This is a genomic window from Bradyrhizobium sp. C-145 (genome assembly GCF_023375135.1).
In the GTDB taxonomy this organism is placed as follows: Bacteria; Pseudomonadota; Alphaproteobacteria; order Rhizobiales; family Xanthobacteraceae; genus Bradyrhizobium; species Bradyrhizobium zhanjiangense.
On record NZ_CP088150.1, the window covers coordinates 8197480 to 8211681 of the forward strand.

Below are 14202 nucleotides of genomic sequence, written 5' to 3' on the forward strand. Positions count from 1 at the left end.
TCGGGGTAAAATCCATGGCTGCGAAGTTCCTGATTGAGATCTCTCTAACTAGTGCCGCAGAAGCGCAAGATCAAGCCGCAGTTTGAAGGGACGACAGCGCGAGGAAAGCGCTGACATCCCTAGTGGTCGGCGCGATCAACCCTTGAGCGCGGTGACCACCACCTCGATCAGCGCATTGCCGCCGAGGTCGGCGACGCCGACGGTGGCACGGGTCGGCAGATTGTCGCCGAAGAACTCGGTCCAGGCTGCGTCCATCTCCTTCTTCTTGGACAGATCCGTGACGAAGATCGAGGCGCTGACGATGCGGTTCTTGTCGGTTCCCGCTTCCTTCAGATAGCCGGCGATCTTGCCGAGGATGTTGCGGGTCTGCTCGCCCATCGAGCCCGAGGTGTCGTCGGCGATGGTGCCGCCGAGAAAGACGAAGCCGTTGGCCTCGACGGCGCGGTGCATGATCGGCGTGCGGATGCTGCGGGTGATGCTCATGATGTCCTCTTCTTAAAGCGTGGAAGGAGTTGAGTTCGGCTGAGGGCCACGAAGGAGGTGCGCCCCCTCTCCCGCTTGCGGGGGAGGGCCGGGGTGGGGGTGTCTCCGCATTGGGACTTTCCCCGTGTGGAGAGAGCCCTCACCCGGCGCTTCGCGCCGACCTCTCCCGCAAGCGGGAGAGGTTGAGCGAGCTCGGGGCAATCGATCGGATACGACAACTTCTTGTTCCTAGAGCGTGGAAGGATGGAAGCGGTCGATGCCGAGATCACTGACGCGGGTCTGGGTGCCGCCGTTGACGATCAGCTCCGCCATCACGGCGCCGGCGCCAGGACCAAGCTGGAAGCCGTGCAGTGAGAAGCCGAACTGGTGATAGAGGCCCTGGTGACGCGAGCTCGGGCCGAACACGGGGATATCGTCCTTCATCTTCGCTTCGATACCGGCCCAGGCCCGCATGATCGTGGCGCTGCGCATCACCGGAAACAGCTCGAACACGGTGCGCGCGCTGATGGCAAGGCTCTTCCAGTCCAGCACCGTCTCGTTGCGGTCCTGATAGGGCGTTGCCAGATGGCCGCCGCCGATCAGCACGGTGCCGTTGGAGAATTGCTTGAAGGACAATTTGCGGCCGCGCAGGATCACGACGGGATCGATGAAGTGCGGCACGCGCGAGGTAATCATCAGCATCGGCGCGACGGTTTCGACAGGAACGGGCTCGCCGAGGGCAGCGGCAATCTTGCCGGCCCAGGCGCCCGCCGCGTTGACCAGCACCGGTGCGGCATAGGTGTCCGAGCCGACGTCGACATGCCACAGACCGTCATTCCGCCGGATGTTGCCGGCGGCCTCGCCTTCGCGCACGGTCGCGCCAAGCTGCTCGGCCTTGCGCCGGAACGCCGTCGTCGTCTGCGCCGGATTGGCAGCTCCATCGCGACGCGACACGACGCCGCCGGGACAGGTCTCGGCGACCGCGGGCACGAGCCGCCGCAGCTCGGCCGCATCGATCAGCTCTTCATGGGTGAAGCCGAGCGCATTGAGCTCGGCCACACGCGCGCGGCAGACCGCAAGCTCCTCCTCGTTCTCCGCAACCAGCACCTGGCCATGGCTCTCAAAGCTGCAATCGTCGTCGACGAGCTCGGTGATCTTCTCCCAAATCCCCATGGAACGGATCGAGAGCGGAATCTCAGGGATGTGCCGCGCGAGCTGGCGCACGCCGCCGGCGTTGACGCCCGAGGCGTGCCGGCCGGCATAGTCCTTCTCGATCAGCACCGGCTTCATGCCAGCAAGGCATAGATGCAGCGCGGTCGAGCATCCGTGGATGCCGCCGCCGACGACGATCGCATCCACGTTTTTGGTCATCCGCGCACCACCGCCTTGACGTCGGCCTCGCTCTTCGGGACGGCGGCGAGCTCGGCGAGCGTGATCGGCTTCACCGGCGCGCGCAGCCGGTAATAGCCGATCTCCTGCGGCGTCTTCCCGCGCGCCTGCGCCATCAGCTCGGTGACGGTGAGACCGCAGAGCCGGCCCTGGCACGGACCCATGCCCGTGCGGCGATAGGCCTTGAGCTGGTTCGGCCCCGTCGCGCCGATCGCGACGGAGTCGAGAACGTCCTTTGCGGTGACCTCCTCGCAGCGGCAGACGATGGTGTCGCCTGTGGGAATGCGGAACTGTTGCGCGGGGCGGAACAGCGTGTCGAGGAAGACGCGGCCGCGCTCGGCCCTGGCGAGATCGGCACGAAGCGCCGCCAACGATGTGAGCTTCGCGGCAGCCGCTGGCGCCAGCGCTTCCACCGCCGCGCGCGCCGCGATGCGACCGCGCACCACGGCGGCATTCGCGCCACCAATGCCGGCACCGTCGCCGGCGATCGCGATGCCTGCGACCGACGAAGCCCCGCTCGCATCGAGCACCGGCGACCAGCACAATTGCAGCTCGTCCCAGCGATGCTCGACGCCGGCCGCCATCGCCAGATTGACGTTGGGCACGACCCCCTGATGCAGCAGCAGCAGATCCGCAGGAATGGTCTCGCGCTTGCCGCCGGCGACATAGCTCACGCTCGCGAGCTGACCCTCGCCGGACGCAGAGAGCTCCGTCACCCCTGATACGACCTGCACCTTTGCTTTCACCTCGCGCATCATCGACAGGCCCTTGGCGAAATAGGGCGAGGTCAGGAAGGCGAAGGCGTGTGGCAGCGCGGCGAAATAATTGCCGCGCTCGGTGGTGTCCAGGATGCGGTCGATGCGGCCGCCGAGACGCAGGATCTGCGCGGCGAGCAGCCAGAGCAGCGGCCCCTGCCCGGCGATCACCGTGCGTCCGTCAGGCACCAGCGCCGACGACTTCAACATCGTCTGCGCCGCGCCCGCCGTCATCACGCCCGGCAGCGTCCAGCCGGGAATCGGAAACGGCCGCTCCAGCGCGCCGGTCGCGAGGATCACACGCTGCGCCTTGACGAAGGCAGAGGCGCCGCCGATGGAGACCGCGATCTCGAGATTGCGGTCGAGGCTCCAGACCGTCGCGCGATGGATGACCTCGGCGCTGCTGGCGCGCAGCGCCTGCACGAGATCGGCACCGGCCCAATAGTCGGCCCCGAGCTGGTTGCGCTCTGTCACCGGCGTCGAGGCGATGGCGCGGAACACCTGACCGCCCGGACCGATGTTCTCGTCGAGCAGCAGCGTCGACAGGCCGGCTTCAGCAGATGTCGCAGCCGCGGCGAGGCCGGCGGGACCGGCGCCGATCACCACGACGTCGTAGGCTTCGCGTTTGGGAGCCACAGTCATTTTCCGATCTCCCGCTTGCCCTTCTGGATCTCGACCTGCATGCCGTCGGCGACCGGCACGAGACAGCCCTGCCGGTTGCCGACACCGTCGATGGTGACGAGGCAGTCGAAGCACACGCCCATCATGCAATAGGGCAGACGCGGCGCGCCGCTCACCGCGGTCGATCTGCGCACGTCGCAGCCGGAGGCCAACAGCGCCGCGGAGACGGTGTCGCCCTGACGTGCCGCGACGGCAACGCCATCGACGAAGATCTGCACGTTTGGGCGCTTGTCCTGTTCGGATCGTCTAAACATGGGGATGCCTCTTGGCTCCTTCCTTGGATCTCTAATAGCCGCTGTTATTCGCAGCGCCGGCACCGCCAAACCGACTGGCCGAGAACGCGCCGACCAGCTCGGGCTCCAGCGCGCCCTGGGCCACCATGCGCGCGATCTCGAAGGCGTGGTTGGAGGAGAGCGTCACGCCGGAATGACAGCAGGCGACGAAGGCGCCGGGATGCGTCTCCGACTGGTCGTAGATCGGAAAGCCGTCCTGCGGCATGACGCGGATGCCGGCCCAGCTTCTGACGACATTGAGTCGCGACAGATGCGGGAACATGCGCTGGGCGCGATCGGTCATCACGGCGCTGATCGAATGCTTCAGCGCGCGGTCGTCGAGCTCGTCCTCCTTGCTGTCGCCGATCATCACCGTGCCCTCGTCGGTCTGGCGGATCGTGGTCAGCGGATGCGGCAGGAACGGCATGGTGCGCTCGGTCACCACGATCTGACCGCGGGTCGGGCCCATCGGCGCGTAGAGTCCGACCATCGGCGCCAGCGTCTGGTTGGCATTGCCGGCGGCAAGGACGATTTTGGCGGCGCGCAGCTCGCCCTTCAGCGTGGTCAGACGGAATTCGCCGCCGCTCTTGCTGATCGCCGAGACCGGACGCTCCGGAAAATAGTCGATGCCGAACGCAATGAAGCCGGTGTGGAAGGCGCGGAACGTGCGCAGCGAATTGACGTGGCCGTCGAGCGGGCAATAGCTGCCGCCGGACACCTCCGGGCCGATCAGCGGCAGCGACTTCTTCACGTCGGAAGCGGAGAGCATCTCCATCTTGTAGTCGGCCGCGCCGACCTGGTTGTGCATGCGCTTGACCAGCTCGGCGCGCTGGCCGAATTCGTCCTCGCCGAGCGTGAGGTGGAAGCCGCCGTTCTGCTGAAGCGAGACGTCGAGGCCAGTCTGCTGCTTCAGCTCCGACGCCAGCCGGCCCCACGCCTGCGACGCCTGCACGGTCCACACCGTATAGGCGGGCATGCCGAGTCCCTTGCTCTGCACCCAGACCAGCGCAAAATTCGCGCGCGAGGCGCGCTTGGTGATGTCGCCTTCGTCGAGCACGGCTACGCGCTTGCCGAGCCGGCCGAGGCCCCAAGCAATGGCGGAGCCGAGCAAGCCGCCGCCGACGACGGCGACGTCATATTCAGACTTTTGTTTTGACGCGTTTTCTTTACGCGAACCGGCGTCCACTTCGCTCGAAAACGCTTTAGACATAGATTCTCCTATCGTCCCGTATCGCCCTTGCCGGCGAGCACGCGGTCGAGCCCGTAGAAGCGGTCGAGCAGAATGAGGGCGGTCATGGTGATCGCGATCACGCAGGCCGAGACCGACGTCACCAGCGGATCGATGTTGTCCTGGATATAAAGGAACATGCGCACCGGTAACGTCTCGGTGCCGGGCGCCGCGAGGAAGACGGTCATGGTGAGATCGTCGAAGGACTGGATGAAGGCGAGTGCCCAGCCGCTGATGACGCCGGGCAGGATCAGCGGCAACGTCACACGGCGGAACAGCGTCCAGCCGCCCGCGCCGAGCGAGACCGCCGCCATCTCAACCGAAAGATCCATGCCGGTTGCGGCCGCGAGAGTCAGCCGCAACGCGAACGGAAACACGATGATGACATGCGCGATGATCAACGCCGCGAAACTGCCGCCCAGACCGGCGGAGGTGAAGAAGCGCAGGAAGGCGATGCCGAGCACAACATGCGGAATCATCAGCGGCGACAGGAACAGCGCCGCCAGCGCATCGCGGCCACGGAAGCGGTAGCGCGCGATCGCAAGCGCCGCGGGCACCGCGAACAGCAGCGCCACCAAGGACGACAGCGCCCCGAGGCCGAGGCTGACCCAGAAGGCGTGGATGAATTCGGGGTAGTTCGCGATCGTCCTGAACCAGCGCAGCGAAAAACCGTTGGTCGGCAACGACAGGAAGCCCTCGGGTGTAAACGCGACGAGGCAGACGACCAGGATCGGCGCCACCATGACGATGACGAAGATGGTGTGGAAGATCAGCGCGAGCGGGCCGTTCCGTCTCATCGGAACACCTCCGCATAGCGGCGCTCGACCAGCCCGTTGCTGCCGACCACGATCAGCACCAGCGCCACGAGAAGGAGCGTCGCGACCGCAGCACCGAGTGGCCAGTTCAGCGTGTTGAGGAATTCGTCATAGGCGAGCGTCGCAGCGACCTTGAGCCGGCGGCCGCCGATGATCGCCGGCGTCGCAAAGGCGCTGGCCGATAGCGAGAACACGATGATCGCGCCCGAGAGCACGCCCGGCATGATCTGGGGCATGATGATGCGGCGGATGATGGTCGCAGGTGTCGCGCCGAGCGACATTGCGGCATTCTCGATCTGCGGATCGAGCCGCTGCAGCGCCGCCCACACCGACAGCACCATGAACGGCATCATCACATGCGCGAGCGCGACCACCATGCCGGTTTCGGTGAACATGAAGGGAATGGGGAAGCGAATCATCCCGAGCGACATCAAGAGCTTGTTGACGAGCCCATTATTGCCGCCGAACAGCAGCGCCCAGCCGAGCGTACGCGCCACCACGGAGATCAGCAGCGGGCCGAGGATGATCAGCAGGAAAAGGCTCTTCCAGCGGCCGCTCATGCGGTTGAGGATGTAGGCTTCGGGTGCGCCGAGCACGGCGGTGAGCAGCGTGGTGAGAATAGCGATCCGAAACGTCCGCCAGAACATTTCTGCGTAATAGGGATCGGTCGCGATCTCGTGCCAGTTCTTCAGGATGAAGACCGGCTCGATGCCCTTGTACTGGCCCCAATCGTGGAACGACAGCATCACGGTCATCGCCAGCGGGATCAGCAGCACGCCGACGAACAGCATCAGCGCAGGCGCCGTCAGCGCCCATGGCGCACGCGCACTGCGCTCCTCGGCGGCCGCGCTCATGCGACGCTCCTCGCGCGCACGCTCATGTCCTCCAGCCGCCAGGCGAGATGAACGGCCTCGCCTTCGGTTGGCTGGGCGTTGCCATCATTCTGGCGGATCACAATCGCCGGGCCGCATTCGCTCTCGCACTGGAACAGCCAGTGGTTACCCTGGAAGATGCGGGTGACGATTTTTGCGCTGAGGCCGGCACCGCCAAAACCGATGCGCTCGGGGCGGATGCTGATGGTCACCGGGCCATTCAGGCCCGCCGGTGCCGGCGCACTCCAGGAGCCCGCAGTCAGCCGCGCCGGCATCACGGTTCGATCGATCGTCGCCGCAAAGTCGTTGGTCTTGCCGAGGAACTGCGAGACGAAGGCCGAGGCCGGCTTCTCATAGGTCTCCTGCGGCGTGCCGATCTGCTCGATGCGGCCCTGCCTCATCACCACGATGCGGTCGGACAGCGACATCGCCTCGTTCTGATCGTGGGTGACCAGGATCGTAGTGGTGCCGATGGTGCGCTGAATCTGGCGCAGCTCGATCTGCATCTCCTCGCGCAGCTTTGCGTCGAGATTGGACAGCGGTTCGTCGAGCAACAGCACGCTCGGCTTGATCACCAGCGCACGGGCCAACGCTACGCGCTGCTGCTGGCCGCCGGACATCCGGCGCGGGTGACGGTCCTCGTAACCGGCAAGGCCGACCATCGCGAGCGCGGCACGGACGCGCTCGGCTCGCTCAGCGCGCGGCACGTTGCGCATCTCCAGACCAAATGCGACGTTTTCCGCCGCGGTCATGTGCGGAAACAGCGCGTAGCTCTGAAACACGATGCCGAGCCCGCGCTTGGCCGGATGAATCGCGGTCAGATCCTTGTCCTCCAGGCGGATCGCGCCGCGCGTGGGATCAAGGAAGCCCGCGATCATCTGCAACGTCGTGGTCTTGCCGCAGCCGGACGGGCCAAGGAAGGAGATGAACTCCCCCTTCCCCACCGACAGACTGAAGTTGTCGACCACAGTCTGCGTGCCGAATTGTTTGGCGACCCGATCGAGCTCGAGATAGGCCATGCGCGGTCTCCGCTGTGACGATCAGATCAGCGCTCGACCTCGCGGTTCCAGCGCTTGGTCCACTCCTCGCGCTTCTCGTTGATGACGGTCCAGTCCGGATTATAGAGCTCGGCCGCGCGCTCGCCGATCGGCGCCATCTTGCCGAGCTCGGGCGGGATCACCAGCGATTTCAGCACCGGGCCGTAGCCGTAGTCCTTCAGCATCACGAGCTGGATCTTGGGATCGAGCAGCATCTTGACGAAGCTCGCGGCCAGCGGCGAAGCGTTGGGCTTGTTGATCGGACAGGCCGTCGTCAGCAGCGTCGCGGCACCTTCCTTCGGATAGACGAAGTCGACGGGGAAGCCGGTGTTGGCAAAGCTCTGCACCCGGCCGGTGCCCCACACCGCGATCACGGCCTGGCCGGACTGGAACAGCTCGGTCATCTTGCCGGGCGACGGCTCATAGGCGAGCACGTTCGGATTGATCTGCTCCTTGAAGATCTTGAAGCCGGAATCGACGTTGGTCTCGCCGCCGCCGTTCATCTTCGACAGCATCACCAGCGCTTCGAGGCCATAGGTGTTGTTGATCGGCGGGATCACGAGCTGCTTGGCGTATTTGGTGTCCTTCAGGTCGTTCCACGAGGTCGGCGCCGCCCAGCCTTTCTCCTTGAACACCTTGGTGTTGTACATCAGGCCGGTCGCGACGATGCCGATCGCAACCGCACGATCGTCCTTGAAGCGCGCGGTGTCGTAAAGATCGGCGGGCAGGCCGTCGAGCTTGCCGCAGAAGCCGAGCTGGATCGCCTGGTACATCGGGCCGTCGTCGACGATGGCGACATCGATCTGCTGATTGCCCTTCTGCGCCTGGAGCTTTGCCAGCGTGTCGGTGGAATTACCGGCGACGTATTCGACCTTGACGCCGTTTTCCTTCTCGAAAGTCGGGATCACCTCGTCGCGGATCGTCTTCTCGAACGAGCCGCCGTAGCCGGCGACGTAGAGCGTCTTTTGCTGGGCCAAGGCGGCCGACGAGGCGGCCATGAGCGCCACGATGCTGAGCGAAGTCAGAAGGCGAGAAGTCTTCATGTGGACCGATCTCCATACCGGAATGAGGTGACGTGCCGACAAGTCTCCGGCCGAAGCGCCTTCCGCATTTCCTTCCGCGCAATCCTCTCCAATCAGGGCTCCGGCCCCTGCTCGGCGGGTTTTGGCGCGATCTGGAGGTTTGAACCCCTCCAATCTGCCGAAAAAGCGGGCTGGCTCCAGCTCTGATGAAAAAGATCGCAGACGTATACTTCCATCGTCCAATGAATAATGGCACCCTCTGCATGCAAAAATGTTATGAATGGATTGCGGGATGGCGCGGATCAATTCGCGGCAGGTGGAGGCCTTCCGCGCGACGATGCTGACCGGCAGCGTCACCGAGGCAGCGAAGCTGATGGTGGTGACGCAGCCCGCCGTCAGCCGCTTGCTGCGCGACTTCCAGGCGCTGTTGAAGATGGAGCTGTTCGAACGACGTGGCACCGGCCTCGTGCCGACCGCGGCGGCGATGGCGCTTTACACGGAAGTCGAGCGCTCGTTCGTCGGTCTCGAACGCATCACCGCGGCCGCCGAAGAAATCCGCGGTCGCCGCACCGGCTCGCTGCGCATCGCCGCGCTGCCGGCATTGGCAAACGGCTATTTGCCGCGGCTCGCCGGACACTTTTTGAAGGAGCGGCCCAACCTCAACCTCGCTTTCTTCGGCGTGATCTCGCCGATCGTGGTCGACTGGGTGCTGAACAACCAGTGCGACATCGGCTTTGCCGAGGTGCCGATCGCGCATTCCGGCCTGCCAAGTCTGCGACTGCCGGCGCTGGCGCGTGTCGCGGTGCTGCCGACCGGGCACCATTTGGCGGAGAAAGAAGTGCTGCAGCCGCGCGATTTCGAGGGCGAGACGTTCATCTCGCTGTCGGCGGGATCGTCGAGCCGGCACCTCGTCGACCAAGCCTTCCACCGCCACGATGTCCGCCGCGTGCTCCGCGTCGAGACCACGCTGTCGGAGATCATGTGCGGCATGGTGTCATCGGGACTTGGGGTGTCGATCTGCGATCCCTTCACCGCGCAGGAATTTGCCACGCGCGGCGTCGTCGTACGCCGCTTCCTGCCGCGCATCGACTTTGAGTTCTCGGCCGTCTTCCCGGCGCAGCGCAGCCCCTCGCCGGTGGCATTGGATCTGGTCGAGACCATGCGCAAGGCGCTCACCGAGCTCGAAGACCAGTCCGCAAACGGTTTTGCGCCCGGCTGACTTGGACGTCGTGCAGGTCCTGCTGTATCTTCCCTGTCTCAGCAGGGCAGCACATGGCACGCATCACCATCATCGAGACCGGGCTCGTTCCTCAAAAGCATCGCGAGCGCCACGGCTCGTTTCCGGACATGTTCGAGCGCATGATCCGCGCCGAGGACCCGACGGCGACAGTCGACATCGTCAGCATTCCGAATGGTGATGCGCTGCCCGATCCGCGCGGCTTGGAGGCCGTGCTGATCACCGGCGCGGCGGCCGGGGTCTATGACGGGCTCGACTGGATCGCACCGCTGGAAGATTTCGTGCGCACGGCTTACGCCAACAAGACGCCGATGGTCGGCGTCTGCTTCGGCCATCAGCTGATCGCGCAGGCGCTCGGCGGCACCGTGCGCAAGTCGGAGAAGGGCTGGGGCATCGGCCGTCACGTCTATCAGGTGCTGCCGGAGAACGGCGTGGTCGACGGCGAGGCGGTCGCGATCGCCGCCTCGCACCAGGACCAGGTGATCGAACCGCCGAACGATGCGCTGACGATCCTTTCCTCCGAGTTCACCCCGCATGCCGGCCTGCTCTACGCCAACGGCGCAACGCTGACCGTGCAGCCGCATCCGGAATTCGACGTGGAATTCGCGCAAGTCTGCTGCGATCTACGCGACGGCAAGGCACCGGATGATGTCGTCGCCACGGCGAGGGAGTCGCTGGCGCAGCCGATGGACAACGCGACGCTCGGCGGCGCGATTACGAGGTTCTTGGCGCGGCGGTGATTCACCTCGCCCCGCTTGCGGGGAGAGGTGGATTTCTTTGGCGCGCAATTGCGCGCCTGAGCAATCCGGGTGAGGGGGATTCTCCGCGAGTCCGTCAGCCATCGAATTTGCTGAAGCAGCCCCTCACCCCAACCCTCTCCCCGTAAGAACGGGGAGAGGGAGAGAAAGCACCTCAGAACGGATCGCTTCCCAGCCCCGGCACATCGGCCGGCCGCGGCCCCGGCGCGGCCCAGTGAAAGCGGCTGTCCTTCTCCGCGATCGCGATGTCGTTGATCGAGGCCTCTCGCCGCTTCATCAGGCCGTGCTCGTCGAACTCCCACTGCTCGTTGCCGTAGGAGCGATACCACTGGCCGCCGGCATCGTGCCATTCGTACTGGAAGCGCACCGCGATGCGGTTGCCGTCGAAGGCCCAGAGGTCTTTGATCAGGCGATAGTCGTGCTCCTTCTCCCATTTGCGGGTGAGGAAGGCGACGATGGCCTCGCGGCCCTGAAAAACCTCCGAGCGATTGCGCCAGCGGCTGTCCTCGGTATAGGCGAGCGCGACGCGCGCCGGATCGCGCGAATTCCAGGCGTCCTCGGCCATGCGCGCCTTTTGCGCAGCGGTCTCTCGGGTGAAAGGCGGAAGCGGCGGGCGCGACATGATGGCCTCATCGGTTGGTTGGGGCCGCAATCTATCGCTGCGATTGGCGAAGTCGATAGGCCATTACAAATCAGGCGATCACGAAATCAGATCGGCCTTCATCAAGGTCCGGATCGATTTCGGAATCGGTTGCGCGCGGCCGCCGCTGATGAAGGCGACGCGCACCTCCGCTTTCACCAGCACGTCCTCACCACGCCTCACCTCCTGCCCCAGCATGATCGAGGCGCCCTTGACCGCGATCGGCCAGGTCACGACGTCGAGCACGTCGTCCATCCGCGCGGGCTTCAAAAAGTCCAGATGCATCGAGCGCACCACGAAGGCGAAGCCGGCGCCTTCCGTCTCCACCTGCTCGAACAGCGCCTGCTGCTCGGCGCCCATCAGCCGCAGGTGATTGGTGCGGCCGCGCTCCATGTAGCGCAGATAATTGGCGTGATAGACGATGCCCGAGAAATCCGTGTCCTCGTAATAGACACGGACCTGCATGTGGTGGCGGCCGTCGCGGATCTCGCCGTCGAGATGAGCTGTCACGTCGCGAGCCTCTTCGCTTCTCTGTAACCCGCCCGTTTTGCGCAAAAACAGGCGGTCGCGCAAGCGTGGCTAGGACACAACCGGTGCGGTTCGCCCCAGCGTCACCTCGACGATCTCAGGCGGCACGCCGACGCGGAGCGGCATGATGCTGCAACCGAGGCCGCCGGAGATGATGACGTCACATTTCAGCCGGACATGGCCATAGGCGAGCCGGATGCCATGCTGCGGCGGAACCGCCGGCGACCAACCGAGCAGGCGGACCTGGCCGCCATGGGTGTGGCCGGACAGTTGCAGCGCGACGCGCGCGGGCACACGCGGCGCGATGTTGGGTTCATGCGCGAGCAGGATGATGGGCGCGTCGTCCGTGACCTTGGCGAGCGTTGCGTTGAGATCGTCGGCACCGAAGTGCACCATGCTGCGGAAGCGTCGCGCCGGCAGGAAGGCGAGCTGATCGCCGAGACCGGCGAGCCAGAACGGTCGGCCGTCCTTGGTGAGGCGCACGACATCGTTCTCGTAGACGGGGATGCCGGCGGCTTCCAGTGCGCGATGCGCGATGGTCGGGCCAAGTCCGGCCCGCTGCACGGTCTTGTCGTCCCAATAATCGTGGTTGCCCATGACGGCGTGGACGCCGAGCGGCGCCTTGAGGCCGGCCAGCACTCTGGCCCATTCGCTCGACGGGATGATACGCGTGACCTGCTGCAGGCCGGCGACATAGTCGCCGAGCAGCACGATGATATCAGCCTTCAGCGCGTTGGTGCGGTCGACGACGGCCTCGATCCGGTCCAGCGGCATCCAGGGATCGCAGGCGTGGATGTCGGCGATGACAGCGATCTTCAGCGGAAGATCCGCCGGCCACTGCCGCGGCATCGGATGATAGCGGGTAACGCGAAGCCGCAGCATCGGCTCGACGCCGACACCATAGGCCGCAGTCGAGGCGCCGAAGGCGGACAGGGCGCCAATGGAACGGATGAGATGGCGGCGAGTGATCATGGACGCTCGATGGTGATGCAGCTTCTCGATGCGACCCGATTGAAGCGGAATTGGGGTGCATTCGTGCAGACCGTCTGCATCCTGGTGCAGACGCCTGCACAGAAATGACCAGCGGCTCTCGCCAATCAGCGCATCCAGCCGCGTCCTCACGTCATCGGGCGCGCGGTAGTACCAGACGCCGCCGAGCAGATCGCGAAAACGTTCATTGACACGCGCCTCACGCTCGATGCGGTCGATCGTCCCGGCGCTGATCACGTCTTCGAGGGGACCCGCGGCCAGCAGGGATAGCAGCACCGGATTGGCTTCGATCTTCAGCATCTCCAGGATGAGGTCGACCCGATCGCGGCGCGGCTCGAGCAATCCGGTGTCGTTCGTCGGCCCCATTGCTTCCCACTCCAATCCGTGTGCGTGAGCGGCGATGCCGTTCGCCGCGCGTTCGGATTAGTGATGGGATTGAACCGGTGGGTTCACCGTCTCAGGCAGTCAGTCGTCCTCGGCCTGGTCGGTGCCGAACAAGCCGAACTGGGCCGCATCGCGCGAGGGTTCGGCAAGACCGAGATGGCGGAAGGCGTGCGAGGTGAGCAGTCGGCCGCGCGGGGTGCGCTGGAGATAGCCGCACTGGATCAGATAGGGCTCGATGATGTCCTCGATCGCATCGCGCGGCTCGGACAGTGCGGCGGCCATGGTCTCGACGCCGACCGGTCCGCCGCCATAGTTGAGCGCGATGGTCGTGAGGTAGCGGCGGTCCATGGCATCGAGGCCCGCGGCGTCGACTTCGAGCGCGCTGAGTGCGTGGTCGGCGATCTTGCGGTCGATCTTGTCGGCATCGGCTGCCGAAGCGAAATCGCGCACCCGGCGGAGCAGACGGCCCGCGATACGCGGCGTGCCGCGGGCGCGGCGCGCGATCTCGTTGGCGCCGTCCGCGCTCATGCCGACATTGAGCACGCGTGCGCCGCGGCTGACGATGCTCTCGAGTTCTTCAATGGTGTAGAAATTGAGCCGGACCGGAATGCCGAAGCGGTCGCGCAGCGGATTCGTCAGCAGGCCCGCGCGCGTGGTAGCGCCAACCAGGGTGAATTTCGACAGCTCGATCTTCACCGAGCGCGCGGCCGGCCCTTCGCCGATGATGAGGTCGAGCTGAAAGTCCTCCATCGCGGGATAGAGCACTTCCTCCACCGCAGGGCTCAGACGATGAATCTCGTCGATGAAGAGCACATCGCGCTCTTCGAGATTGGTAAGCAGCGCGGCGAGATCGCCGGCCTTGGCGATCACGGGGCCGCTGGTCGCACGGAAGCCGACGCCGAGCTCCTTGGCCACGATCTGCGCCAGCGTGGTCTTGCCGAGGCCGGGGGGACCTACGAACAGCACGTGATCCAGCGCCTCGCCGCGCTTGCGCGCCGCTTCGATGAAGATCGAGAGATTCTTGCGCGCCTGCTGCTGGCCGACGAAGTCGGACAGCGACTGCGGCCGCAGCGCGGTGTCGCCGACATCATCGCTGCGGCGCTCGGGCGAGACCATGCGGTTGGCCTTGGGG

At 65.4% G+C, this 14202-nt stretch carries 15 protein-coding genes and 1 pseudogene; 2 read left to right on the forward strand and 14 right to left on the reverse strand.

Annotated features, from left to right (window positions below):
- Positions 1-135 precede the first annotated feature (135 nt).
- From LRP30_RS38575 to LRP30_RS38615, 9 genes are all read right to left on the reverse strand, one after another.
- On the reverse strand, positions 136-483 hold the full coding sequence (locus LRP30_RS38575) for a RidA family protein (RefSeq protein WP_128936549.1): 348 nt from the start codon (positions 481-483) through the stop codon (positions 136-138).
- Positions 484-711: 228 nt separating this feature from the next.
- The gene (locus LRP30_RS38580; protein ID WP_128945095.1) at positions 712-1833 is read right to left on the reverse strand and encodes an FAD-dependent oxidoreductase; all 1122 of its coding nucleotides are present in this window, start codon (positions 1831-1833) and stop codon (positions 712-714) included.
- Positions 1830-3248 (reverse strand): (2Fe-2S)-binding protein, encoded by a 1419-nt coding sequence (locus tag LRP30_RS38585; RefSeq protein WP_249758193.1) that lies wholly within the window; start codon positions 3246-3248, stop codon positions 1830-1832. The genes LRP30_RS38580 and LRP30_RS38585 overlap by 4 nt, the downstream gene beginning before the upstream one ends.
- Positions 3245-3541 carry a (2Fe-2S)-binding protein gene (locus LRP30_RS38590; RefSeq protein WP_249758194.1) on the reverse strand — a complete coding sequence of 99 codons (297 nt, stop codon included), beginning with the start codon at positions 3539-3541 and terminating at the stop codon, positions 3245-3247. Before LRP30_RS38590 ends, LRP30_RS38585 begins: the two co-directional genes overlap by 4 nt.
- 31 nt (positions 3542-3572) lie before the next feature.
- The gene (locus LRP30_RS38595) at positions 3573-4769 is read right to left on the reverse strand and encodes an FAD-dependent oxidoreductase (RefSeq protein WP_249758195.1); all 1197 of its coding nucleotides are present in this window, start codon (positions 4767-4769) and stop codon (positions 3573-3575) included.
- An 8-nt stretch (positions 4770-4777) separates the two neighbouring features.
- Positions 4778-5584 carry an ABC transporter permease gene (locus LRP30_RS38600; RefSeq protein WP_091880538.1) on the reverse strand — a complete coding sequence of 269 codons (807 nt, stop codon included), beginning with the start codon at positions 5582-5584 and terminating at the stop codon, positions 4778-4780.
- On the reverse strand, positions 5581-6456 hold the full coding sequence (locus LRP30_RS38605; protein WP_249758196.1) for an ABC transporter permease: 876 nt from the start codon (positions 6454-6456) through the stop codon (positions 5581-5583). Before LRP30_RS38605 ends, LRP30_RS38600 begins: the two co-directional genes overlap by 4 nt.
- Complete coding sequence (locus LRP30_RS38610) at positions 6453-7493, reverse strand: ABC transporter ATP-binding protein (protein ID WP_249758197.1); 1041 nt, start codon at positions 7491-7493, stop codon at positions 6453-6455. The genes LRP30_RS38605 and LRP30_RS38610 overlap by 4 nt, the downstream gene beginning before the upstream one ends.
- 26 nt (positions 7494-7519) lie before the next feature.
- The gene (locus LRP30_RS38615) at positions 7520-8554 is read right to left on the reverse strand and encodes an ABC transporter substrate-binding protein (RefSeq protein WP_249758198.1); all 1035 of its coding nucleotides are present in this window, start codon (positions 8552-8554) and stop codon (positions 7520-7522) included.
- Positions 8555-8825: 271 nt separating this feature from the next.
- Here LRP30_RS38615 and LRP30_RS38620 point away from each other — a divergent pair, with 271 nt between their 5' ends.
- Together LRP30_RS38620 and LRP30_RS38625 are read left to right on the forward strand one after the other, a co-directional pair.
- A complete protein-coding gene (locus LRP30_RS38620) occupies positions 8826-9752 on the forward strand; it encodes a LysR substrate-binding domain-containing protein (protein ID WP_128936558.1) in 927 nt (308 codons plus the stop codon).
- Between the two features lie 53 nt (positions 9753-9805).
- Complete coding sequence (locus LRP30_RS38625; RefSeq protein ID WP_249758199.1) at positions 9806-10510, forward strand: type 1 glutamine amidotransferase; 705 nt, start codon at positions 9806-9808, stop codon at positions 10508-10510.
- Positions 10511-10682: 172 nt separating this feature from the next.
- Here LRP30_RS38625 and LRP30_RS38630 read toward each other — a convergent pair whose 3' ends face one another.
- The 5 genes and pseudogenes from LRP30_RS38630 to ruvB all read right to left on the reverse strand — a co-directional run bounded on the left by LRP30_RS38630 (position 10683) and on the right by ruvB (position 14186).
- Positions 10683-11150 carry a nuclear transport factor 2 family protein gene (locus tag LRP30_RS38630; protein WP_249758200.1) on the reverse strand — a complete coding sequence of 156 codons (468 nt, stop codon included), beginning with the start codon at positions 11148-11150 and terminating at the stop codon, positions 10683-10685.
- A 78-nt stretch (positions 11151-11228) separates the two neighbouring features.
- A complete protein-coding gene (gene ybgC / locus LRP30_RS38635; RefSeq protein ID WP_164934731.1) occupies positions 11229-11678 on the reverse strand; it encodes a tol-pal system-associated acyl-CoA thioesterase in 450 nt (149 codons plus the stop codon).
- A gap of 69 nt (positions 11679-11747) precedes the next feature.
- The gene (locus LRP30_RS38640) at positions 11748-12668 is read right to left on the reverse strand and encodes a metallophosphoesterase (protein ID WP_249761931.1); all 921 of its coding nucleotides are present in this window, start codon (positions 12666-12668) and stop codon (positions 11748-11750) included.
- Positions 12669-12854: 186 nt separating this feature from the next.
- Positions 12855-13052: pseudogene (locus tag LRP30_RS45315) on the reverse strand (DUF6869 domain-containing protein); the annotation flags it as partial.
- Positions 13053-13151: 99 nt separating this feature from the next.
- A complete protein-coding gene (gene ruvB, locus LRP30_RS38645) occupies positions 13152-14186 on the reverse strand; it encodes a Holliday junction branch migration DNA helicase RuvB (RefSeq protein WP_206732769.1) in 1035 nt (344 codons plus the stop codon).
- Positions 14187-14202: the final 16 nt, after the last annotated feature.

What these genes read in the sequence shown, in the direction of transcription:
- LRP30_RS38575 (WP_128936549.1), bottom strand. Translation starts at nt 483, where the DNA reads ATGAGCATCACCCGCAGCATCCGCACGCCGATCATGCACCGCGCCGTC.
- LRP30_RS38580 (WP_128945095.1), bottom strand. Translation starts at nt 1,833, where the DNA reads ATGACCAAAAACGTGGATGCGATCGTCGTCGGCGGCGGCATCCACGGA.
- LRP30_RS38585 (WP_249758193.1), bottom strand. Translation starts at nt 3,248, where the DNA reads ATGACTGTGGCTCCCAAACGCGAAGCCTACGACGTCGTGGTGATCGGC.
- LRP30_RS38590 (WP_249758194.1), bottom strand. Translation starts at nt 3,541, where the DNA reads ATGTTTAGACGATCCGAACAGGACAAGCGCCCAAACGTGCAGATCTTC.
- LRP30_RS38595 (WP_249758195.1), bottom strand. Translation starts at nt 4,769, where the DNA reads ATGTCTAAAGCGTTTTCGAGCGAAGTGGACGCCGGTTCGCGTAAAGAA.
- LRP30_RS38600 (WP_091880538.1), bottom strand. Translation starts at nt 5,584, where the DNA reads ATGAGACGGAACGGCCCGCTCGCGCTGATCTTCCACACCATCTTCGTC.
- LRP30_RS38605 (WP_249758196.1), bottom strand. Translation starts at nt 6,456, where the DNA reads ATGAGCGCGGCCGCCGAGGAGCGCAGTGCGCGTGCGCCATGGGCGCTG.
- LRP30_RS38610 (WP_249758197.1), bottom strand. Translation starts at nt 7,493, where the DNA reads ATGGCCTATCTCGAGCTCGATCGGGTCGCCAAACAATTCGGCACGCAG.
- LRP30_RS38615 (WP_249758198.1), bottom strand. Translation starts at nt 8,554, where the DNA reads ATGAAGACTTCTCGCCTTCTGACTTCGCTCAGCATCGTGGCGCTCATG.
- LRP30_RS38620 (WP_128936558.1), top strand. Translation starts at nt 8,826, where the DNA reads ATGGCGCGGATCAATTCGCGGCAGGTGGAGGCCTTCCGCGCGACGATG.
- LRP30_RS38625 (WP_249758199.1), top strand. Translation starts at nt 9,806, where the DNA reads ATGGCACGCATCACCATCATCGAGACCGGGCTCGTTCCTCAAAAGCAT.
- LRP30_RS38630 (WP_249758200.1), bottom strand. Translation starts at nt 11,150, where the DNA reads ATGTCGCGCCCGCCGCTTCCGCCTTTCACCCGAGAGACCGCTGCGCAA.
- LRP30_RS38640 (WP_249761931.1), bottom strand. Translation starts at nt 12,668, where the DNA reads ATGATCACTCGCCGCCATCTCATCCGTTCCATTGGCGCCCTGTCCGCC.
- ruvB (WP_206732769.1), bottom strand. Translation starts at nt 14,186, where the DNA reads ATGGTCTCGCCCGAGCGCCGCAGCGATGATGTCGGCGACACCGCGCTG.